General features: G+C 65.9%; 22 protein-coding genes. 11 read left to right on the plus strand and 11 right to left on the minus strand.

The genetic code is table 11. The annotated features are described in order from the left end of the window. Positions 1-3 precede the first annotated feature (3 nt). The 7 genes from lipB (at position 4) to L0D18_RS07425 (ending at position 5,603) form a co-directional block, all read left to right on the plus strand. The gene (gene lipB / locus L0D18_RS07395) at positions 4-663 is read left to right on the plus strand and encodes a lipoyl(octanoyl) transferase LipB (protein ID WP_243028353.1); all 660 of its coding nucleotides are present in this window, start codon (positions 4-6) and stop codon (positions 661-663) included. After that, positions 647-1,618, plus strand: a complete 972-nt coding sequence (lipA, locus tag L0D18_RS07400; protein ID WP_243028243.1) for a lipoyl synthase — start codon at positions 647-649, stop codon at positions 1,616-1,618. Before lipB ends, lipA begins: the two co-directional genes overlap by 17 nt. A 25-nt stretch (positions 1,619-1,643) precedes the next feature. Continuing rightward, entirely contained in the window at positions 1,644-2,012 is a 369-nt protein-coding gene (locus tag L0D18_RS07405; RefSeq protein ID WP_243028244.1) for a DUF3054 domain-containing protein, read from the plus strand. A gap of 9 nt (positions 2,013-2,021) precedes the next feature. Then, positions 2,022-2,903 (plus strand): NAD(P)-dependent oxidoreductase, encoded by an 882-nt coding sequence (locus tag L0D18_RS07410; RefSeq protein WP_243028245.1) that lies wholly within the window; start codon positions 2,022-2,024, stop codon positions 2,901-2,903. 77 nt (positions 2,904-2,980) lie between these two features. Further along, entirely contained in the window at positions 2,981-4,696 is a 1,716-nt protein-coding gene (locus L0D18_RS07415) for a helix-turn-helix domain-containing protein (RefSeq protein ID WP_243028246.1), read from the plus strand. Next, positions 4,693-5,328, plus strand: a complete 636-nt coding sequence (locus L0D18_RS07420) for an AzlC family ABC transporter permease (RefSeq protein ID WP_243028247.1) — start codon at positions 4,693-4,695, stop codon at positions 5,326-5,328. Before L0D18_RS07415 ends, L0D18_RS07420 begins: the two co-directional genes overlap by 4 nt. Then, on the plus strand, positions 5,325-5,603 hold the full coding sequence (locus L0D18_RS07425) for a branched-chain amino acid transport (RefSeq protein WP_243028248.1): 279 nt from the start codon (positions 5,325-5,327) through the stop codon (positions 5,601-5,603). Before L0D18_RS07420 ends, L0D18_RS07425 begins: the two co-directional genes overlap by 4 nt. Before the next feature lie 10 nt (positions 5,604-5,613). Here the strand turns inward: L0D18_RS07425 and lpdA are convergent, their stop codons facing one another. The 6 genes from lpdA to L0D18_RS07455 are packed head-to-tail and all read right to left on the minus strand — an operon-like array spanning position 5,614 to position 10,939. After that, positions 5,614-6,999, minus strand: coding sequence for a dihydrolipoyl dehydrogenase (gene lpdA / locus L0D18_RS07430; protein ID WP_243028249.1), 1,386 nt, complete (start codon positions 6,997-6,999; stop codon positions 5,614-5,616). 10 nt (positions 7,000-7,009) lie between these two features. Beyond that, positions 7,010-8,389, minus strand: coding sequence for a dihydrolipoamide acetyltransferase family protein (locus L0D18_RS07435; protein ID WP_243028250.1), 1,380 nt, complete (start codon positions 8,387-8,389; stop codon positions 7,010-7,012). An 8-nt stretch (positions 8,390-8,397) separates the two neighbouring features. Continuing rightward, the gene (locus L0D18_RS07440; RefSeq protein WP_243028251.1) at positions 8,398-8,643 is read right to left on the minus strand and encodes a type II toxin-antitoxin system HicA family toxin; all 246 of its coding nucleotides are present in this window, start codon (positions 8,641-8,643) and stop codon (positions 8,398-8,400) included. Further along, a complete protein-coding gene (locus L0D18_RS07445; RefSeq protein ID WP_243028252.1) occupies positions 8,640-8,849 on the minus strand; it encodes a type II toxin-antitoxin system HicB family antitoxin in 210 nt (69 codons plus the stop codon). Before L0D18_RS07445 ends, L0D18_RS07440 begins: the two co-directional genes overlap by 4 nt. A gap of 1 nt (position 8,850) precedes the next feature. Then, positions 8,851-9,825: an alpha-ketoacid dehydrogenase subunit beta gene (locus tag L0D18_RS07450; protein ID WP_243028253.1), complete on the minus strand. Its 975-nt coding sequence runs from the start codon at positions 9,823-9,825 to the stop codon at positions 8,851-8,853. Between the two features lie 10 nt (positions 9,826-9,835). Further along, the gene (locus tag L0D18_RS07455) at positions 9,836-10,939 is read right to left on the minus strand and encodes a thiamine pyrophosphate-dependent dehydrogenase E1 component subunit alpha (protein WP_243028254.1); all 1,104 of its coding nucleotides are present in this window, start codon (positions 10,937-10,939) and stop codon (positions 9,836-9,838) included. Between the two features lie 133 nt (positions 10,940-11,072). Here L0D18_RS07455 and L0D18_RS07460 point away from each other — a divergent pair, with 133 nt between their 5' ends. Both L0D18_RS07460 and L0D18_RS07465 read left to right on the plus strand, forming a co-directional pair. Further along, complete coding sequence (locus L0D18_RS07460) at positions 11,073-11,486, plus strand: 23S rRNA (pseudouridine(1915)-N(3))-methyltransferase RlmH (protein WP_243028255.1); 414 nt, start codon at positions 11,073-11,075, stop codon at positions 11,484-11,486. Further along, the gene (locus L0D18_RS07465) at positions 11,483-11,866 is read left to right on the plus strand and encodes a metallopeptidase family protein (RefSeq protein ID WP_243028256.1); all 384 of its coding nucleotides are present in this window, start codon (positions 11,483-11,485) and stop codon (positions 11,864-11,866) included. Before L0D18_RS07460 ends, L0D18_RS07465 begins: the two co-directional genes overlap by 4 nt. On the opposite strand, the gene L0D18_RS07470 is transcribed toward L0D18_RS07465, so the two are convergent. Genes L0D18_RS07470 through L0D18_RS07480 form a run of 3 tightly spaced genes read right to left on the minus strand, consistent with a single transcriptional unit; the run spans position 11,826 to position 14,233 of the window. After that, positions 11,826-12,248, minus strand: coding sequence for a DUF2203 domain-containing protein (locus L0D18_RS07470; protein WP_243028257.1), 423 nt, complete (start codon positions 12,246-12,248; stop codon positions 11,826-11,828). The genes L0D18_RS07465 and L0D18_RS07470 overlap by 41 nt on opposite strands. A gap of 51 nt (positions 12,249-12,299) precedes the next feature. Then, a complete protein-coding gene (locus L0D18_RS07475; protein WP_243028258.1) occupies positions 12,300-13,187 on the minus strand; it encodes a biotin--[acetyl-CoA-carboxylase] ligase in 888 nt (295 codons plus the stop codon). Next, positions 13,187-14,233, minus strand: a complete 1,047-nt coding sequence (locus tag L0D18_RS07480) for a glucose-1-phosphate thymidylyltransferase (protein WP_243028259.1) — start codon at positions 14,231-14,233, stop codon at positions 13,187-13,189. The genes L0D18_RS07475 and L0D18_RS07480 overlap by 1 nt, the downstream gene beginning before the upstream one ends. Before the next feature lie 33 nt (positions 14,234-14,266). Here L0D18_RS07480 and L0D18_RS07485 point away from each other — a divergent pair, with 33 nt between their 5' ends. Together L0D18_RS07485 and L0D18_RS07490 are read left to right on the plus strand one after the other, a co-directional pair. Further along, positions 14,267-15,058, plus strand: a complete 792-nt coding sequence (locus tag L0D18_RS07485) for a class I SAM-dependent methyltransferase (RefSeq protein WP_243028260.1) — start codon at positions 14,267-14,269, stop codon at positions 15,056-15,058. Between the two features lie 134 nt (positions 15,059-15,192). Beyond that, the gene (locus L0D18_RS07490) at positions 15,193-15,573 is read left to right on the plus strand and encodes a secondary thiamine-phosphate synthase enzyme YjbQ (protein WP_243028261.1); all 381 of its coding nucleotides are present in this window, start codon (positions 15,193-15,195) and stop codon (positions 15,571-15,573) included. Here L0D18_RS07490 and L0D18_RS07495 read toward each other — a convergent pair. Beyond that, the gene (locus tag L0D18_RS07495) at positions 15,570-17,750 is read right to left on the minus strand and encodes a RelA/SpoT family protein (protein WP_243028262.1); all 2,181 of its coding nucleotides are present in this window, start codon (positions 17,748-17,750) and stop codon (positions 15,570-15,572) included. The two genes, L0D18_RS07490 and L0D18_RS07495, sit on opposite strands and share 4 nt — an antisense overlap. 20 nt (positions 17,751-17,770) lie before the next feature. Beyond that, positions 17,771-20,080 (minus strand): coiled-coil domain-containing protein, encoded by a 2,310-nt coding sequence (locus tag L0D18_RS07500; RefSeq protein ID WP_243028263.1) that lies wholly within the window; start codon positions 20,078-20,080, stop codon positions 17,771-17,773. Position 20,081: the final 1 nt, after the last annotated feature.

The raw sequence follows: 20,081 nt of genomic DNA on the forward strand, positions 1-20,081 counted from the left end.
GACGTGGAGTTCCTGGTGGAGGACCTCGGCTTGGTGCCCTACGCGGAGGCCTGGGAGTACCAGAAAAGGGTGCATCAGGAGGTGGTGCGAGGAGAGCGCCTTCCCACCCTGCTCCTTCTGGAGCACCCCCGGGTCATCACCCTAGGCCGGAAGGCCACGGGGGAGAACCTCCTTTTCCCCGAAAGCTGGTATAGGGAGAACGGCTTTGAACTCTACTGGGTGGAGCGGGGCGGGGATGTCACCTATCATGGGCCGGGGCAGCTGGTGGGCTACCCCATCTTCCCCGTGGGCCGGGAGGTGCGCCGCTTTCTGCGGCAGATAGAGGAGGCTATGGTAAGGGTGGCGGCCTCCTATGGCATCGAGGCCTACCCCACCCCGGGGTATGCGGGGGTCTGGGTGGGGGAGGAGAAGCTTTGCGCCATCGGGGTGGCGGTGAAGGAGGAGGTGAGCTTCCACGGCTTTGCCCTCAATGTGAATACCGACCTGAACGATTTTTCCGTCATCATCCCCTGTGGGCTTAAGGGCAAAGGGGTCACCTCCTTGGCCAAGCTCCTGGGCCGCCCGGTGCCCATGGAGGAGGTCAAGGAGAGGGTGGTGGCGGCCGTGGCGGAGGTTTTCGGGATGCGGCCCCTTAAGGAGGTGCACGGTGAAGCCCAAGTTTGAGACCGTGGAGCTTTCCACCCCCACGGGGGAGGTGGTGGAGCTTAAGGTGGTGAAGCGCGGCCTGGCCCAGGCCCGGCCAGAGCCCGTGGACCGGCAGAAGCCCGCTTGGCTCAAGGCCACCTTGCCCACGGGAGCCAAGTACCAGGCCCTGAAGGCCACGGTGAACGAGCTCAAGCTGCACACCGTCTGCCAGGAGGCCCTTTGCCCCAACGTGGGGGAGTGCTGGAGCCACGGTACCCTCACGGTGATGATCCTAGGAAGCATCTGCACCCGGGCCTGTAAGTTCTGCGCCGTGGACACGGGGAATCCTAGGGGCATCGTGGACCCGGAGGAGCCCAGGAGGGTGGCGGAGGCCATCGCCCGGCTCAATATCCGCTACGTGGTCCTCACCAGCGTGGACCGGGATGACCTCCCCGATGGCGGGGCGGCCCATTTCGCCGCCACCATCCGGGCCATCAAGGAGAGGGCTCCCGGGGTCTTGGTGGAGGCCCTTACCCCCGATTTCCAGGGGGACCTGAAGGCGGTGGAAACGGTTTTGGATGCGGGCCCTGAGGTCTATGCCCAGAACCTGGAAACCGTGCGCCGCCTCACCCCTAAGGTGCGGGACCCCCGGGCGGGCTACGAGCAAACCCTCAAGGTCCTGGCCCACGCCAAGCGTTACCGGCCCGGGGTTCTCACCAAGAGCAGCCTCATGCTGGGCCTGGGGGAGGCGGAGGAGGAGATCCTCGAGGCCATGCGGGACCTGAGGGAGGCGGGGGTGGACATCCTCACCCTGGGCCAGTACCTGCGCCCCACCCCGGCCCACCTGCCCGTGGAGCGGTACGTACCCCCTGAGGACTTCAGGCGCTATGAAGCCTGGGGATATGAGTTGGGTTTTAGGGAGGTCTTCGCCGGACCCTTAGTGCGAAGCTCCTACCGGGCGGATAGGGTCTTCCTGGAGGCCTCCCGGAGGTAGGGGGGTCCTTGGGTAGCCTGAGGCCATGACCGGAAGCCGCACCGCCACCCCCCTTTTCCTCCTGGACCTCCTGGCCCTGATTCTGTTTGCCCTAGCGGGGCTTCTATCCCATGGCCAACCCATCAGCCTAGGGGGCCTGGCCCGCAACGTCCTCCCGGTGCTTTTCGTCTGGTTGCTCCTTGCCCCTTTTCTCAGAACCTACCACCAGCCCACCTGGAAAAACCTCCTCCTCACCTGGGCCCTGGCCTTCCCTGCAGGGCTGTGGCTTAGGCAGATGGTCCTGGGCCTGGGGTTTGGGGTGGGGTTTCTCGTCTTCCTGGGCGTGGCCATGGCCTTTAGCCTCCTCTTCCTCCTCCTCTTCCGGGGCCTCGCCAAGCTCCTCAGGCTCTGGTAAAAAGGGGACATGGATCAGCCCTTAGAGAAGGTGGCCTTCCTCGGCCTCGGGGCCATGGGCTACCCCATGGCCGCCCATTTGGCCAAGCGGTTTCCCACCTTGGTCTGGAACCGCACCTTTGCCAAGGCCCTAAAGCACCAGGAGGAGTTTGGCTCCCAGGCCGTGCCCCTGGAAGGGGTGGCGGAGGCTAGGGTGATCTTCACCTGCCTGCCCACCACCAAGGAGGTGGTGGAGGTGGCGGAAGCCCTTAGGCCCCACTTGCGACCTGGCACCTACTGGGTGGACGCCACCAGCGGGGAACCCGAGGCCAGCCGGAGGTTGGCGGAGCGCCTTTTGGAAGGGGGCGTGGTCTACCTGGACGCCCCGGTTTCCGGCGGAACCCTAGGGGCGGAGAAGGGCACCCTCACGGTGATGATGGGGGGGCCCCTCGAGGCGGTGGAGAGGGTGAGGCCCTTCCTGGCCTACGCCGCCAAGGTGGTCCACGTGGGGCCCGTGGGGGCGGGGCACGCGGTGAAGGCCATCAACAACGCCCTTTTGGCGGTGAACCTCTGGGCGGCGGGGGAAGGACTCCTCGCCTTGGTGCGGCAAGGGGTTTCCGCGGAGAAGGCCCTCGAGGTCATCAACGCCTCCAGTGGCCGCTCCAACGCCACGGAGAACCTGATCCCCCAAAGGGTCCTCACCCGCGCCTTCCCCAAGACCTTCGCCTTGGGCCTGTTGGTGAAGGATCTGGGCATCGCCATGGGGGTTCTGGACGGGGAGAAGGCCCCAAGCCCCCTCCTCCGCCTCACCCGGGAGGTGTACGAGATGGCCAAGAGGGAGCTGGACCCAGAGGCCGACCACGTGGAGGCCCTTAGGCTTTTGGAGCGCTGGGGCGGGGTGGAGATCCGCTAAAGGCTTTCGATTCCTTGGCCGAGTTGGGCTCACCTCGGGGCTTGACGCGGGGGTAGGGCGGCCTTAGCATGTCTAATATGAAAGACAATGTGTCCTATTATATAGGACAGAGGCTTCAACGGCTGCGCCAGGCTAAAGGGCTTACCCTGTCGGGCTTAGCGGCCAAAGCTGGGGTGGCTAGATCCCTGATATACGCCTTAGAGGCGGGAAGAGCCAACCCTACCCTCGCCACCTTGTGGGCTTTAGCCCAGGCCTTGGAGGTTCCCTTCAGCGAGCTGGTTCAGGCCCAGCCCGTAGGAGAGGAAGGCCTGGCTGTTCAACTTATTGAACAAAGCCGAGAGCGCGGGGGTGGTACCCTGGAAGTCTACCGTATGGATCTCTATCCCCATTCCCTGCGCCATGCGGAGCCCCACGAGTCTGGCATTTGCGAGCGGGTGATTGGCCTAAGGGGAAAGGCCCGGGTGGGGCCACCCCCAGGCAAGGAGGTGGGTCCAGGGGAAGAGGTGGATTTTCCTGGGGATGTCCCCCATCTGTATGCCAGTGAGGAAGGAGCAAGCCTCTTGGTTTTTCTCCACTATCCACCAGTTTTTTGGCCCAAGGGGGAGATGGGTAGCGAGGAAAAGGCCTCTTTGGCTTTACGGGAGGTGGGCCTGGGGGTGGGAGGGGTGGTCTTGGAGGGCCGCTGGCTTGCGCCGGGGTTTTGGGAGGGGGTTTTTGTTCGTTGGGGAGGGAGCCGTACCTACCTCTTCAGCCTGCCTTTCGCCCCCCTGCCCCGTTTCGCGGGCCGGGGGCTTTTGGGCGAGGCTTTCGCCCTACTCCACGCCCCCGTTGAAGACCTGAGGCCTTATCGGGAAAGCTCCAGCCTCCTTCTGCGGGCTTTGGCCTGGGAAGGGCTGCTTCTCAAGGGCGAGGTGGCGGATCCAACGCCTCTTCTCTTCAAAACGCCCGAACCCCTTGCCGATTCCTCCGCAGAAGGCGGTTGGGAAAGCCGCATACCCGTAGACCTCTATACCCAGGTGGAGCTTCTGCACCCCGGGTATGCCAGGCAACCCCTTTTCCTGGCACACGGGTTGGAAACCCTGGGCTTGACGGAGGGGCGGGTTTTGGATGTGGGTACGGGACCCGGCCATCACCTCTTGTTGCTCCTAGAGCTCCTTCCCCGCTTAAAACCGGTGGCGGTGGAACCCAGTTTGGCCTCGAGGCAAGCCCTGGCCCAGCTGCTTCCAGGGGTAGAGGTTTTGCCCGTGGACTTTACCGGGCTGGAAGTAGGGGAAGCCTTCCCCTTGGTCCTTTCCGTGGGGTCTAGCCACCGCATGTCTACTTGGAATTTTCTGGATAAAGCTTATCGGCTCCTACGCCCCGGGGGGTTTTTGGCGGTAGCGGACGAGTTTGTGAGTCCCTTTGCTACCCGGGAGGAACGGATCCGCCACCTGGTGCTTCACCACACGGCCTATCTGGTCCCCTTCCCTTTGGAGGATTGCGAGGCCCTTTGGGCCTTACGCATCTTAGCTTTGCAAGGGGAGACCAGGGGCCTTAGGAGGTTGGCGGAGGAGGCTTTGCAGGAAGTGCGGGCTTGCTCGGGCCCTTTTGCCTCCTTTGCCAGCCTAGAGTTGCAGGCTTTGCTGGCGGGATTGGACTACGAGGTGGAAACAAAGACCTCTGCAGCGCGTTTTCTAGAGTTGGCCTCAGCTGCGGGTTTCCAGGTGGAGCAACATCTCCGCCTTTTTGCCACCCATGGGAGTGGTCCTTGGGATGGGGGGACCCACCTTTTCCTCCTAAGGAGGCCAGGGTGAGGCGGGGTTTAAAGGCCGCCTGGCCCATTGCCCTGGGCTACTTCCCCGTGGCCGTGGCCTTCGGCGCCCTGGGGACCCAGGCGGGGCTTCCCTACCCTTGGGTCCAGCTCACCTCCCTCCTGGTCTTCGCCGGGGCCAGCCAGTTTGCCCTGGTGGGGCTTCTGGCCCAGGGGGTACCACCCCTCTTGGCGGCCTCCTTGGGCCTTCTCCTAAACCTACGCCACGCCTTCTACGGCCCTGCCCTCAGGCCCTACCTAAAAGGAGGACCCCTAGAAGCCTTTTTCCTCACGGATGAGGTCTTCGCCCTGGCCCTAAAGGCCCTTCCCGGCCTCCTTCCAAGGGAGCGGCGGGGCTACTTCCTCGGCCTGGGCCTGGGCGCCTATCTTTCCTGGAACCTAGGCACCGCCATGGGGGCCTTGGGGTCCAAGGGGCTTCTGGCCTGGCCGGCTTTGGGAGCGGCCCTTTCCTTCGCCCTTCCGGCCCTCTTCCTCCTCCTGGCCCTGCCCCACCTTAAGAACCCCGCGGCCCTCCTGGCGGGCGGGGTGGCCCTGGCCTTCCACCTCCTGGGCCAGACGGCCTGGGGCCTGTTCCTGGCCGGGGTCCTGGGGCTTCTTTGGGGGAGGAAGCCATGACCCTGGCCCTCTTTCTCCTGGCCCTGGGCACCTTCCTCCTCCGCTTCCTGCCCTGGCGGGGGGAAAAGAGCCTGAGGGCCGGCCAGGCGGGGCCAGCCCTGGTGGTGGCCCTTTTCCTGGTCTCGGCCTTCGGCCCACCCCCTTCCCCCGGGTGGCTCCTCACCGCCTTGGCCCTTTTGGGCACCTACCTGGGGGCGCGGCTTACGGGAAACCTGGGCCTGGCCGTCTTCCTGGGCGTGGGGCTTTACGGCCTCTTGTATGGCCTTTGGCCGTGATAGGCCGCCCTTACCGGTTGAGGATGTGGATGGCCTGCTTGTGCAAGGCCTCCGCCGCCTCCATGAGGCTTTCGGAAAGGGTGGGGTGGGGGTGGACCGTGAGGGCCAGGTCGGTGACCGTGGCCCCCATCTCCAGGGCCAAGGTGGCCTCGGCGATGAGCTCCCCCGCCTGGGGCCCCACCATGAAGACCCCTAGGAGGAGGTCCGTTTCCGCATCCCCCACCACCTTGATGAGGCCCTCTGCGCTTCCCAGGGTGAGGGCCCGGCCGCTGGCGGAAAGGGGAAACCTCCCCACCTTCACCTTGTACCCCGCCTTCCCCGCCTCCTCCTCCGTAAGCCCCACCCCGGCCCACTCGGGGCCGGTGTAGACCACGCTGGGCACCTGGCAGTCAAAGAGGGCGTTTTTCCCGGCGGCGTTTTCTGCGGCCACCAGGCCCTCTTTCATGGCCTTGTGGGCCAAGAGGGGAGGCCTGGCCACGTCCCCGATGGCGTACACCCCTGGGGCGGAGGTCTCCATGCGGGCGTTCACCTGGATGAAGCCCCGCTCGTCCACCTTCACCCCGGCCTTCTCCAGGCCTAGGCCCTCGGTGCGGGGCTTCCGGCCCACCGCCACCAGGACCTTGTCCACCACGATCTCCTCTTGCTTTCCCCCTTGGGCGGGCTCCAAGAGAACATGGAGGCCATCCCCCTTCTTCTCGTAGCCCAGCGCCTTGGTGCCCGTGCGCACCCTAATCCCTTCCTTCTCCAGGGCCTTGCGCAGGAGGGCGGCGGTTTCCCGGTCCCCTGCCGGGAGGATCTCGGGCATGTACTCAATGAGGGTTACCTCCGAACCCAGGCGGCGGTAGATCTGGCCCAGTTCCAACCCCACCGCCCCGCCCCCGATCACCAAGAGGCGCTTGGGGATTCCCTCTTCCACCTTTAGGGCCCGGGTGGAGTCCCAAACGTCCTCCCCGAAGGGGAAACCCTTTAGGGGCATGGGCTCGCTTCCCGTGGCCACGATGAGGCTTTTGGCCCCGTAGGTTTCCCCGTTTACCTCGATCTCCTTGGGGCCCTTAAAGCGGGCGAAGCCCCGCAAAAGCTCCACCTTGTTGCCCTTTAGAAGCCCGGCCACCCCCCCGGTGAGCTTCCTCACCACCCCATCCCGCCAGGTGCCAAGCTTTTTGAAGTCCAGCTCGGGCTTAGCCTTCAGGCCAAAGCCCTCGGCCGCCTTCAGGTGGTGGAGGGTTTCCGCCGCGTGGAGGAGGGCCTTGGTGGGGATGCACCCCACGTTGAGGCACACCCCCCCCACCTCGGCGGCTTCCACCGCCAGAACCTTAAGCCCCAGCTGCGCCCCCCGGATGGCGGCGTGGTAGCCCCCGGGCCCGGTGCCGATCACGATGAGGTCGTAGGTCTTCATGGCGTCCATCCTACATTTCCAGAAGGAGAAGGTCGGGGTTTTCCAATAGCCGGATCACCTCCCGGGTAAAGGAGGCGGCCTCGGCCCCGTCCACCAGGCGGTGGTCAAAGGAAAGGGAGAGGTACATGATGTCCCGGGCCTGGATGGAGCCGTCCGGCATCACCCAAGGCCGCTTCCGGATGGAGTGGACCCCCAGGATGGCGGCCTCGGGAACGTTGATGATGGGAAAGCTCATGAGGGCCCCCACGGAGCCGATGTTGGTGACGGTGAAGGTGGAGCCGCTCACCTCCTCGGGGGTGAGCTTCCCCTCCCGGGCCCTGGCGGAAAGCTCGGCGATCTCCTGGGCAAGTTCCAGGATATTCTTGCGGTCCACATCCCGCACCACGGGCACCACAAGCCCCCTTTCCGTGGCCACCGCCAGGCCCAGGTGGTAGTAGCGCTTGTAGACGATCTCCTGCCTTTCCTCGTCCAGGCTGGTGTTCAGCATGGGGTACTTCTTCAAGGCCCGCACCACCGCCTTGAAGATGAAGGGGAGGTAGGTGAGCTTCACCCCCTGGCGCTCGGCCTCGGGCTTCAGCCGTTCCCTAAGGGCCACCAGCTCTGTGAGGTCGGCCTCGTCCACGTTCAGGGTGCGCACCGTGTAGAGGTGGCTTTGCCAAAGCCCCTGGGCGATGGTGCGGCGGATGCCCCTTAAGGGAACGCGCTCCTCCAGCCCCTCATAGCCCTTGGGGGGGGTGTAACGGGGCGGGGGAGGGAAGCCTGAGGGAAGGGGTGCTGGGGCCTCCCTGGGGGCTTCCGGCGGGGGTGCGGCCTGGGCCTTAAGCCTTTCCGCATAGGCCCGCACGTCCTCCACCCGGATGCGGCCCATGGGGCCCGAGCCCGGGATGGCCTCGAGGGGAATCCCCAGCTCCCGGGCCAGCCTTCTGGCGGCGGGCACCGCCAGGATGCGGCCTGGGCCTGGCCCCTCCTTGGGGGCTTCCCTTTGGGCCTCGAGGAAGGGGTTCTTCACCGCCACCTGGGTGGTGTCCGGCTTGAAGAGGGAGAGGTCCTCCTTTTCCTCCTTGGGGGGGAGCCCGGGCTCCACGATGGAGCGCTCTTCCACCGCTTGCACCGGCGGAGCTTCCGGTTCCTTTACCCCGGCCACCGTTTCCCCGGGCTCGGCCAGGAGGGCCAGGGGAGCGTGCACCTTGACCACCTCCCCCTCCTTGGCCAGCTTTTTCAGAAGCACCCCCTCGTAAGGGGAGGGCAGCTCCACCGTGACCTTGTCGGTCATCACCTCCACGAAGGGCTGGTCCTTCTTGAGGTATTCCCCCTCCTCCACCAGCCACTTGAGGATCTCGCCTTCCACCACGCTTTCCGCCAGTTCGGGCATGAGGATTTCCTTGGGCATAGGCCTCCTTACAGGTCCAAGAGTTTCAGAAGCTCTTCCCGGGGTAGGTTATGCGCTTGCGAAACTTCTTTAAGTATGCCCGCCAGAATGCCCACCTTCAGGGGGCGGTGCAGGGGAATGGTGAGGTGGTGTTCATAGGCCCCTTCATTCCAGGTGAGGCGGGCATGGCTCCCGGTCTGCCGCACCACCCGGTACCCCAGGTGGGACAGCCGCTTCACCAGTTCTTCCCCATCGAGGTCCCGGGGGAGCTTCACGGAGCTAAAACCTCCTCCCGTACGAAGTGCAAGCGAATAACCTTCGGGGCCTCCTCCTGGGAAAAATGACAGCGCACGGCATCCCGGACCATTTCCCTGAGATCTTCCCAGGTTTCTCCTTGTGTAAAGATGGCTTCCCCCAAGGCCCGGGCTACATAGCCCCCCTCCTCCGCTTCCTCCACCAGGAAAATGAGTTCCTTGGGCATATCAGTAGTCTAACGCCCGCTTGGCGGCCTTGAGGATGCGGGTAACGGTGGGCAGGTACAGCTTGTCCTGGGCGTAGGGGTAGGGGGTGTCAAAGCCCGCCACCCGGATGGGAGGGGCCAGGAGCATGTCCAGGATGTCCTCGGCGATGGTGGCCGCCACCTCGCTTAAGAAGCTGGCGTGCCGGGGGGCATCGGATACCAGCACCACCCTTCCCGTCTTGGCCACGGAGCTCATCACCGCCTCGTAGTCCCAGGGCATGAGGGTGCGGAGGTCCAAAACCTCGGCGGAAACCCCCGCCTTCTCCAGCTCCTCCGCCGCCTGGAGCACCTCGGGCATGACCGTGCCGTAGCCGATGAGGGTGAGGTCCTTCCCCTCCCGCCTGATGGCGGCCTTGCCAATGGGCAAGGTGTAGTCCTCCTCCGGCACCTCCTCCTTCAGCGAGCGGTAAAGCCTCTTGGGCTCCAGGAAGACCACAGGGTCCTCGTCGCGGATGGCCGCCTTTAAAAGGCCCTTGGCGTCGTAGGGGGTGGAAACCGCCACCACCTTGAGCCCAGCGGTGTGCACGAAGTGGGCCTCGGGGCTTTGCGAGTGGTGGTGCCCGCCTTTTACCCCGCCCCCGGAGGGCATCCGCACCACCAAGGGCGCGGTGAACTGCCCGCCAGAGCGGTAGCGGAGCTTGGCCACCTGGCTTACCAGCTGGTCAAAGCCGGGGAAGATGTAGTCGGCGAACTGGATCTCCGCCACCGGCCTTAAACCGTGGGCGGCCATGCCCAGGGCCGCCCCCACGATGGCGGCCTCGGAAAGGGGGGTATCCATGACCCGGTCGGGGCCGTACTTCTTTAGGAGGCCTTCTGTTACCAGGAAGACCCCGCCCCTTTTGCCCACATCCTCCCCCAGGACCACCACCTTGGGGTCCAAGGCCATCTCCTCATCCAGGGCCCGGTTCAGGGCCTGCACCATGGTCATGAGGGCCATGGGGACCTCCTTAGAGCTCTTCCCTGAGAAGGGCTTCCTGGCGCTTTAGGTGCCAGGGCTTTTCCGAGAGGACGTCCTCAAACATCCATTCCGGCGGTACTGGTCCCGCCTCCTCCGCTTCCTTTAGGGCCTTTTCCTGCTCGGCGCGGATGGCCTCTTGGAGTTCCTCTTCCCACTCCAGGTTCCAAAGGCCCCGCTCCTCCAGGAAGCGCTGGAAGCGCAGGATGGGGTCCCGCTTCCGCCAGGCCTCCACCTCCTCCCGGGGGCGGTAGCGGCTGTCGTCGTCCGCGGAGGAGTGGGGGCCGTAGCGGTAGACCCTGAGCTCCACCAGACTGGGGCCCTCCCCCATGCGGGCCCGCTCCACCGCCTCCTTGACCACGTAGTAGGCGGCCAGAACGTCCATGCCATCCACCAGATACCCGGGGATGCCAAAGGCATGGGCCTTGTCGGCGAGGGTGGGGCTATGGGTCTGGCGGCTATAGTCCACGCTGATGGCGTAAAAGTTGTTCTCGGCGATGAAAACGGCAGGGGCCCCCTGTACGGCGGCGAAGTTGATGCCCGCATACCAGTCCCCCTCGCTGGTGGCCCCGTCCCCAAAGGTGCAGACCGCCACCTGGCCCGTGCCTAGGAGCTTCATGCTGATGGCCGCTCCGGCGGCGGGGGGCACGTGGGAGGCGATGGGGCTGGCCACGGTGAAGTAGTTGAGGGCCTTGGAGCCCGGATGTTCCGGCATCTGGCGGCCCTTGTTGGGGTCAGCCCGGGTGGCCAGCATCTGGCCGAAGAGTTCCTTCAGGGGAAGCCCTAGGGCCAAGGCCAGGCCGTGGTCTCGGTAGTAGGGGAAGACCCAGTCCAAGCCCTTCCGGATGGCGTGGGCGATGGCCACCTGGGCCGCCTCGTGCCCGGCGGAGGGGGCGATGAAGCTGGTTTTGCCGGTGCGGATGAGGATGGTGTAGCGCTCATCCAACATCCGGGCCGCCAGCATGTCCCGGTAGAGGCGGCGTAGCTTCTCCTCGTCCAAGTCCAAGGGGAAATCCCCCAGCCACTCCCCCTTTTCCCCCATGAGCCTTATGGGCTCGGGCGTAAAGGGTTGAAACCGGTGGGTGTCCTTTACCATAAACCCTCCTTATCCAAGCGCTTTTGGCGCCCTTAGAGCCTGCCCTGGGTAAGGGCCTAAGGCTCCTTTTTCGGGGTGGGTTAGGTCCCACTTGCCCTTCGCCTTGAGTATACCCCGGTCTTAGGATAAGGGCGTGCGCCTGAGGGTGGTGGCGGTGGGTAAACCCCGGCTGGCCTACGCCCGGCTGGGGGTGGAAGAGTATGCGCACCGCATCCGAAAGTATGCTCCCCTCGAGGTCCAGTTCGTCAAGGAGGCCAAGGACCTCCTGCCCAAGGCGGAGGGCCACCGCAGGGTGGTTCTGGACGAGAGGGGGAGGCTTTTCACCACGGAGGGGCTTTTGCAGGAACTGAGGCGCTTTGAGGGGGAGCGGGTGGCCTTTTTGGTGGGGGGTGCCGAGGGGTACCCTGAGGGGGTGCGGGAGAAGGCCGACCTCCTCCTTTCCCTTTCCCCGCTTACCCTGCAGCACGAGCTGGCCCTTCTGGTCCTCATGGAACAGCTTTACCGGATCCTTACCCTGAGGGCGGGGCATCCCTACCACCGGCCATGACCTACGAGGCCTTTGTGGACTTGGTGGAAAGGCTCTGGGCGGAGATCCCCGAGGCCTTCAAGCGGGAGCTTCAGGGGGTGCATGTCCTGCCCCAGGCCAAGCCGGAGCCCGGGCTAAGGGGAGTCTGGCGGCTTGGGGAGTACCTGGACCCCGGCCCTCCCTCGGCCTTCCGCGGTTTTGAAGGGCTTGGGCGGCATATCGCCCTCTACTACGGTTCCTTCCAAAAGGTGGCGGGGCCGGGGTTTGACTGGGAAGGGGAGGTCTGGGAAACCCTTCTCCACGAGCTCAGGCACCACCTGGAGTCCCTGGCGGGCCGGGACGAGCTGGTCCAGGAAGACCTTAGGCGCCTGGCCGAGTTTCGCCGGGGTGGGAGGGGGTAGGGGGCAAGGAGGCCTCCTGTAGGGGCCTGCGCTGGGCAAAACCCCCGGCCAAGGGGTGGTAGTGGGCCACCTCGGGCTCGCCCTCCTGCCAGCAGAGGAACACCACCTCGCCCCCAATCCGGGCGGGGAAGTCCACCAGGCCCCGGTCCAGGTCCTTGAGGAAGACGCCCAAGGAGGCCAGATAGCGGGCGTCCGCTTCCAAGGAGCCCAGGAGGAAGCGCACCTCCTCCTCCAGGTTCCTGCGCTCTAGCCCCCGGGCCTCGGGAAGCCGGGCCTGGGCTTCCTGGAGCTCCTTGCGGTTCTCGCGCATCTGGGCCAGGATCCGCCGGATTTCAGGAAGCAGGGCGTCGGCCTCCTCCTTGGTGAAGATGCGGGCGAACATACCTGACCCTATCCTAGCACAACCATTTAGGAAAATCTAAGCCTAGGATACTCAAGTAGGAAAGCCCAGGAGGGCCACATCCCCGGCCCCCACCTTTACCCCTCCCACCAGGAGGCTCCCATCGGGGAGCACCGCTTCCGCTACGCCTTCCACCAGGCCCCTTGCGGTCTGGACCTGCACCCTCTGGCCCAGGGTGTAGGAGGCCTGCCGGTAAAGGGCTAGAAGGGCCTCCGGGTTCTCCAGAAGGGGGAGGAGGCTTTCCAGGTGGAGGAGAAAGCCGGAGAGCACTTCCCGTCGGGAGGCGGGGGAGAACTCCCGCAAAGCGGCGGCGCCCTCGGGGGCCCATTCCACGTTCACCCCCACGCCCAGGAGGACGTAGGCCACCTCTTCTCCCTCCGCCTTGGCCTCCAGGAGCACCCCGGCCAGCTTCCTGCCATCGGGGGCGAGGAGGTCGTTGGGCCACTTAAGCCCCCCCACCCCCACCGCCCGCCAAAGGGCCAAGCCGGCCACAAGGGGGAGAAGCCCCAGGGTGGAAAGGGGCAGGGCCGGGCGCAGGAGCAGGGAAAAGGTAAGGCTTTCCCCTGGGCGGCTTTCCCAGGGCCTTCCCCGCCTTCCCCGGCCCCTTTCCTGGACCTCGGCCAGGACCAGGGCCCCCTCCGCCACGCCCTCCTCCGCCCAGGCCCTTAGGACGTCCTGGGTGCTTCCCACCCGGCCCAGATAGCGGTAGGGCCGGCCCAGCCGCCCCAGGGGATGGAAGAGATGGGGCAGGGGGGTGCCGGGCCGGATGCGGTAGCCCTGGCGGCGCACCTCCACGGGAAACCCCTCGGCAAGAAGCCTTCTCGCCTCCTTGGAAACCGCCTGGCGGCTCACCCCTAGGCGCCGGGCCAGGGCCTGGCCGCTTTGGTACTCTTCCTGGAGGAGGTCCAAAAGCCAGGGCATCAGGCCAGCTCCACTTGGGAAAGATCCCCCAGGATCAGCCGGTGGGCCCGGGGGAGGCCGTTGCGGCTTCTCACCCCAGCCCCCACGCCCAGGATGCTTTCCTGGAGGCGCAAGGCGACGTTCTCCAGAAGGGCGTGGTCCTCGAGGATGGAGTACTCCACCTCCGAGCGCACCACCCTAACCCCCGGTCCTAAGGAGGTGAAGGGCCCGATGTAGGCCTCCTCCACCACCGCCCCCTCTCCGATGAAGGCCGGGCCGATCACCGTGCTCCGCAAGACCTTAGCCCCTTTTTCCACCACCACCCGCCCCGTGATTTGGCTTTCCGCCACCTCGCCCTCTATGCGGGCCTCCAGCTCCTCCAGAAGGAGGCGGTTGGCGTCCAGGAGGTCCTGGGGGCGGCCCGTGTCCTTCCACCAGCCCTCCACCTCCACCCCCACCACCCTTTTCCCCCGGTCTATGAGGCCCTGGATGGCGTCGGTGATCTCGTACTCCCCTCGGGCTGAAGGTTTTAGCTCCCCGATGACCTCCAGGACCTCCGGGGTGAAAACATACACCCCGGCCACCGCCAGGTCCGAGGGAGGCTCCTTGGGCTTTTCCAGAAGGCGCACGATCCTTTCCCCTTCCAAAACCGCCACCCCGAACTGGCTGGGGTTTTCCACCCGTACCAGGGCGATCACCGCGCTCACCCCTGGGGCGAAGGCCTGGAGGAAGCGGGCGATCCCCTTTTGGAAGAGGTTATCCCCCAGGTAAAGGACGAAGGGGCTTTGGCCCAGGAAGTCCCGGGCCACGGCCACCGCATGGGCCAGGCCCTGGGGTTCCTCCTGCAGGATGTACCGCACCCGGTAGCCCGAAAGGGCTTCCCGGATGTCCTTTTCCGTTTCCGGGGAGACCACCACCCCGATCTCCTCAATGCCCGCCTGGAGCAGGTTCTCCAGGCCGTAGTGGAGGATGGGCCTTCCCGCCACCCGGATCACCGGCTTGGGCCTCGTGTGGGTGAGGGGACGAAGCCTCGTACCCCGTCCGGCAGCCAGAATGAGTCCTTTCACGCTGGGGAGTATACCCGTAAAATGAAGGGAAGGATGCCCAAGGCTTCCATCCGTGCGGCTTACGCCTACGACCGCCTAAGGGCCTATCCGCCGGAGGTGGCGGGCCGCATCGCCACCGCCATGGGGAATGCCCTAGGGGTGCGGGGGGAGGAGGCGGTGCTCCTGGAGCTTGGGGTGGGTACGGGGCGCATCGCCCTGCCCCTCATCGCCCGGGGTTACCCCTACATCGCCCTGGACAAGGACCCGGCCATGCTGGAGGTCTTCCGCCAGAAGGCCGCCGGGGTGATGCGCAAGGTGCGCCTCCTCGAGGCGGATGCCCGGGCCATTCCCCTGCCCGATGAGAGCGTGCACGGGGTGATCGTGGTCCACCTCTGGCACCTCCTCCCCGACTGGCCCAAGGCCCTGGCGGAGGCCCTGAGGGTGCTGAAGCCGGGGGGGGTGCTCCTGGAGGGCTGGGACGAGATGGAGGCTGAGGAAGAGCGCCGGATCCAGGAAAAATGGACCAGCTTGGTGGCGGAGGAGGGCCTGGAGGTGGTGCGGGGGCTCCACAAGAAAAGGCTAGGAGAGGTGGAGGCGGCCCTTAAGCGTCTAGGTCTCAGGCCCAAGGTCCGGGAGGTGGTCCGCTGGCAGGAGGAGCGTACCTTCCGCCATGCCCTCGAGGCCCTTTCGGAAAGGCTCTATTCGTTTACCCAGACCGTTCCCGAGGAGGTTCATGCCCGCGTCATGCCCAGGCTTTGGGCCTGGGCCGAAGGGGAGTTGGGCGACCTGGACCGCCCCTTTACCCTGGAAAGGAGCTTTACCCTGCGCGCCACCCGGATGGCCTAGCGCTGCCCGGTAAAGTCCTTCTCCAAGCCCCAATCCGGGGTGCCTGGGCTGGGGGGCCGCTAGGGCGGAAGGGGGCCTCATATCTTAAGTTGTTGCTTAAGGGCCTTGCTTTCCTGGCCCCGTATGCTGAAAGGATGAAGGCCATCCGGATTCCCACACCCAAGGAGGGCCTGGTGAACATCACCCGCCAGGTGGAGGAGGTTTTGGCCGGGCATACCGGCCTGGTCTACCTCTTCGTTCCCCACACCACCTGCGCCCTTACCGTGCAGGAGGGAGCGGACCCCGATGTGGCCCACGACCTCTTGGCCCGCCTCGAGGAGCTTGCCCCCAGGGTCCACCCCAAGGACCGGCATGTGGAGGGGAACTCCCACGCCCACCTGAAAAGCCTCCTCACCGGGGTGCACCTCCTCCTTTTCGCCGAAGGGGGAAGGCTGAAGCTTGGCCGCTGGCAACAGGTGTTCCTGGCGGAGTTTGACGGGCCCAGGATGCGGGAGGTTTGGGTGCGGCTCCTCTAGACCCAGCGCACCTCCTGCACGCTTCTCACGCCCCTTAGGGCCTGGGCCAGGGCTTCCCGTTCCCCATCCTGCACGATGAGGCGGAGGCGGATGCGGGCCATGGGGCCGAGAATCCGCGTCTCCGAGCCCAGGGCGCTTTTGCCGGCTTCGGCCACCACCTGCATCACGTCCCTCAGGAGGCCGGTGCGGTCCTGGGCCAGGACCTCGAGGGTGGCCACCTTGCCCCCCACCCCCTCCCAGTAGGCCCCGATGACCCGGTCGGCCTCCGGTCCCTGGAGGATGCGGCGCAGGTTGGGGCAGTCCGTCCGGTGGACGGTGACCCCCCGGCCCCGGGTGACGAAGCCCAGGATGGCGTCCCCCTTCATGGGCTCGCAGCAGGAGGCCAGGCGGATGGGGGCCTGGAGGTCCTGCTCCAGGCGGATCCCCCATTCGTTCTTGGGGATGGCCTTGGGTTTTTCCGGTTTCAGGAGGGCCTTGGGGTAAAGCTTCTCCGCCACCTGTTTGGGGGTGATGCGGTTCAGGGCCAAGGCCAGGTAAAGCTCCTCGGGGGAAGGGGCGATGCCCAGCTTTTTGGCGGCCTCCTCCAGCTGGCTGTCGCTGGGCTTGGGGAGGCCTCGGCGCTTCAGGTAGCGCTCCAAGAGGTTCTGTCCCCGCTCCAAGGTTTCCTGGCGCTCCTGGGTGCGGAAGTATTGGCGGATCTTGCTCTTGGCGCTACGGGTCTTGGCGAACTCCAGCCAGTCCTTGGAGGGGTGGGCGCTTTTGCTGGTGAGGATCTCCACGATCTCCCCGTTTTGTAGCTCGTAGGAGAGGGGAACGATCCGCCCGTTCACCTTGGCCCCCACCATGTGGTGGCCCACCTCGGTGTGGATGTGGTAGGCGAAGTCCACGGGGGTGGCCCCCTTGGGCAGGTTGATGATCCGCCCCTTGGGGGTGAAGACGAAGACCCTGCCCCCCAGGAGGTCCCGGGTTACCGCCTCCACGAACTCCCGGGAGCTGCCGAACTCCTGCTGCCACTCCTGGATGCTTTTCAGCCAGGAAACCCGCCTCTTTAGCTCCTCGGGGTCGGTGAGGCCTTCCTTGTAGAGCCAATGAGCCGCGATCCCATACTCGGCCACGCGGTGCATCTTTTGGGTGCGGATCTGCACCTCCAAGGGGAGCCCCTCCAGGGCGATGACCGTGGTGTGGAGGGACTGGTAGCCGTTGGGCTTGGGCACGGCGATGTAGTCCTTAACCCGTCCCGGGATGGGTTGCCAAAGGGCGTGGACCAGGCCCAGGACGTGGTAGCAGACCTGCTTTTCCCTTAACGCCCTACCCTCCTCCGTGGGGGCGGGCTTGGGGTCCAGGATCACCCGCACCGCCAGGAGGTCGTAGATCTGCTCCAGGGCCTTCCCCTCCCGCTCCATCTTCTTCCAGATGGAGTAGAGGTGCTTGGGCCGGCCCGTGACCTCAAAGCCTTGCAGCTGGGCCTGGAGGAGCTCGTCCTTGCGCAAGGTTTCCTCCAGGGCGGCCATGGCCTTCTGGACGATGCGCTCCCGGGCCTCCTGGGTTTCCTGGATGCGGGAGAGAAGGGCGTGGTAGGCCTCGGGGTGGAGGTAGCGGAAGGAGAGGTCCTCCAGCTCCCATTTCAGCTGCCCCATCCCCAGGCGGTGGGCCAGGGGAGCGTAGATCTCCAGGGTTTCCTGGGCGATGCGCCTTTCCTTCTCGGGGGGCATGTGCTCCAGGGTGCGGAGGTTGTGGAGGCGGTCCGCCAGCTTCACGATGATGATGCGCACGTCCTCCGCCATGGCGATGAACATCTGGCGGAGGTCCTCGGCCCGTTTTTCCTCCCCCTCGAGGTTGGCCAGCTTGTAGAGCTTGCTGACCTTGGTCTCCCCCTCCACCAGCTTGCGCACCCCGGGGCCAAAGCGCCTTTCCAGCTCCTCGGGGGCCACCCCAGAGTCCTCCAGGGTGTCGTGGAGGAGGCCTGCGGCCACGGTGTCCGCGTCCATGCGCAAGGAGGCCAGGATCTCCGCCACCGCCACCGGGTGGGTGATGTAGGGCTCCCCGCTCTTTCGCAGCTGGCCCCGGTGGGCCTCCTCGGCGAAGACGTAGGCCTCCCGCACCTTTTCCCGTTCCCCCGCTGGAAGGTAGTCTAGAAGGGGTGCAAGCTTGTCCCAAAGGGCCGAAGCGGTTACCACTATTTTTCAGTGTAGCACCCCTAGGAGGCAAGCTCCAGGAGGAAGGCGGAAAGGCTAGGCTTTTCCAGCAAGGCCACCAGGGTGCGCCCCTTTTGGGGGGCCAGGACCAGGGCCTTCTCCCCCAGGAGGATGGCCGCAGGCCCCCGGGTCTGGCCCAGGCTTTTATCCAGCTGGTCCAGGGCCCGGACTAAGGCCTCCAGGGGTTCCCTGGGCAGGGGCAAGGCCTCCCCCAGGTATCCCAGCACCTCCACCCCGGGAAGGCGCAAGGGGGAGAGATCATCCTGGCCTTCGGGTGGGGATGCCTCCTTCCTTAGGGGGCTTGCCTGGGTGGGGGCTCGGCCTTGGTCAAAGACCCCCAGGAGGGCCTCCAGGTCCTCGCCCCTAATCTCCTGGAGCACGGCCTTGGCGGCTTCCCGCTCCTTTTCCAGCTCCCGGAGAAGGGCCTCCGCCTGGCCCAGGGTCTTCTCCACCTGGAGGAGGCCTTGGGGTCCTAGGCGGGGAAGCTTTTCCTGGGCGCTTTTCAGCACCGGAAGAAGAGCCCTCAGGCGGCGGTTCGTTTCGCTTTGGAACCCCTCGAGGCGGAGGTAGCTTTGGAAGAAGGCGGTGAGGCGGGTGGTGAGCTCCTCCCGCTTGGCCTCCATCCGCCGCTTTAAGGCCTCCAGGGCCCGGGCGATGGGGGTGGGGTCGGGGAGGGGCTTGCCCTTTTCCTCGGCGATGGCCCGCAAGACCCCCTCTCCTCCGAAGCCGCGGAAGCGCTCCGCCAGGGCCTGGAGGCGGCCCAGTTCCAAAAGGGCCTCCTGCCGGGCCTGGGCCTTGGCTTCCTCCAGGCTCTTTTGCAGGGCTCCCAGATCGGGAAGGCCTCCCTGGGCCAGGAGGGTTTCCGCCTCTGCCACCTTCTCCTTCAGGCCCAGGGCCAGGGCCTCGGATTTGAGGGCCTCCAGGGCCTTGGCCGCCTGGGTGAGCTTAGCCCTTAGGGCGGCCTCCTCCCCTTGGGCCTTGAGGAGTTCGGCGTACCGGGCCCGCACCTCGGGAAGCCTTTGGGGAAGGGCCTCCGGGGGGAGCGCCTGCAGTTCTTCCAGAAGCGGGCGGAAGGCCTCGCCCTTCTCCTTTAGCTCCTCCACCAGGGCCTCTTTCTCCTGGAGGAGGCGCTTCTCCTCCTCCGCCTTGCGCCGAGCCTCCGCCTCCAGGCGCCTAAGCTCCTCCTCCAGGGGCAGGAGGTCGGGGTAGCCGCCCTCCTCCAGGGTTTCCTCTGCCAGCTGCAGGGCCCGTTGCAGGGGGAGCTTGGCCTCCTCGGGAAGGGAAAGGAGGCGCAGGGCCTCCTCCAGCTGGATCAGCCGGGCCCGCTTTTCCGCCCGCAGGTTTCTCTCGGCCTCCTGGAAGGCTTCCTCCAGGGCCTTTAGCTTCTCTCCCACGGGGGTACCCGCATCCAATAGGGCCTGGACCTCGGCGAGAAGGGGGCTTACCGTGGCCCTTTCCACCAGGGGCGCATAACGGCTCAGGAGTTCCTCCAGCCTGCGCTTCTCCTCCTCCACCTCCAGGGCCAGGATCCGCTGGCTGGCCTCCTGGGATAGGGCCTCGAGGTCCACGATGAGCTCCCCTTCCAGCTGGGAGGCTTCCTCCACGGTGAGGAAGACGTCGGTGGGGTGGGAGGAAGGGGTTTCCGGGGGGGTCTCCTGGGTTTCAAAGACGATCTCCGGCAGGGTGGGGGCCTTGACGGCGCTGGACTCCAGAAACTTCCTAAGCTCCAAGGCTAGGCCCCGGGCCCGTTCCACCTCCGCCTGGGCCAAAACCCCCTCGGCCTGGGCCTGGCGAAGGGTTTCCACCAGGCTCTCCAGCCTGCGCACCTTGGGCCCTCCCAGATGGCGCACCCTTTCCAGGGCCTCCTCCAGGTGGGCCAGGTCCTGGGCCTGGCGCAGGAGGGCCTCCTCCCACTTCTCCTCCAGGGCCTCTAAGAGCTCCTCCCCCTCCGCCAAAAGCCCGGGGTCCGGGGCCTGGCGCAGGCGGTTGACCAAGGCCCGTAGCCGGGCCACCTCCGGCCAGTCCACGTAAAGCCCAAAGCGCTTCAAGCCCTGTTCCAGTTTGGCCAGCCTAGTCCCTTGGCCTTCTATCTGGGCCAGTACCCCCTCCACCAACCGCCTGGCCTCCTCCGGGCGCATACGGGCCTGGAGCTCGCGGTACACCAAGCCCTTCAAGAGGTGGGCCCCATCCGCCGGGGTGAGCTCGGAGGGCCGTTTGCCCAGGTGCTTTAGCCCCTCCTCCAACACCGTCTCGGCCCGGGCGCCCAGGTGGGGATGGATGGCCTTTAGGATGGTTCCGTACACGTCCGGCATC

This window comes from Thermus albus, assembly GCF_022760855.1.
GTDB lineage: Bacteria > Deinococcota > Deinococci > Deinococcales > Thermaceae > Thermus > Thermus albus.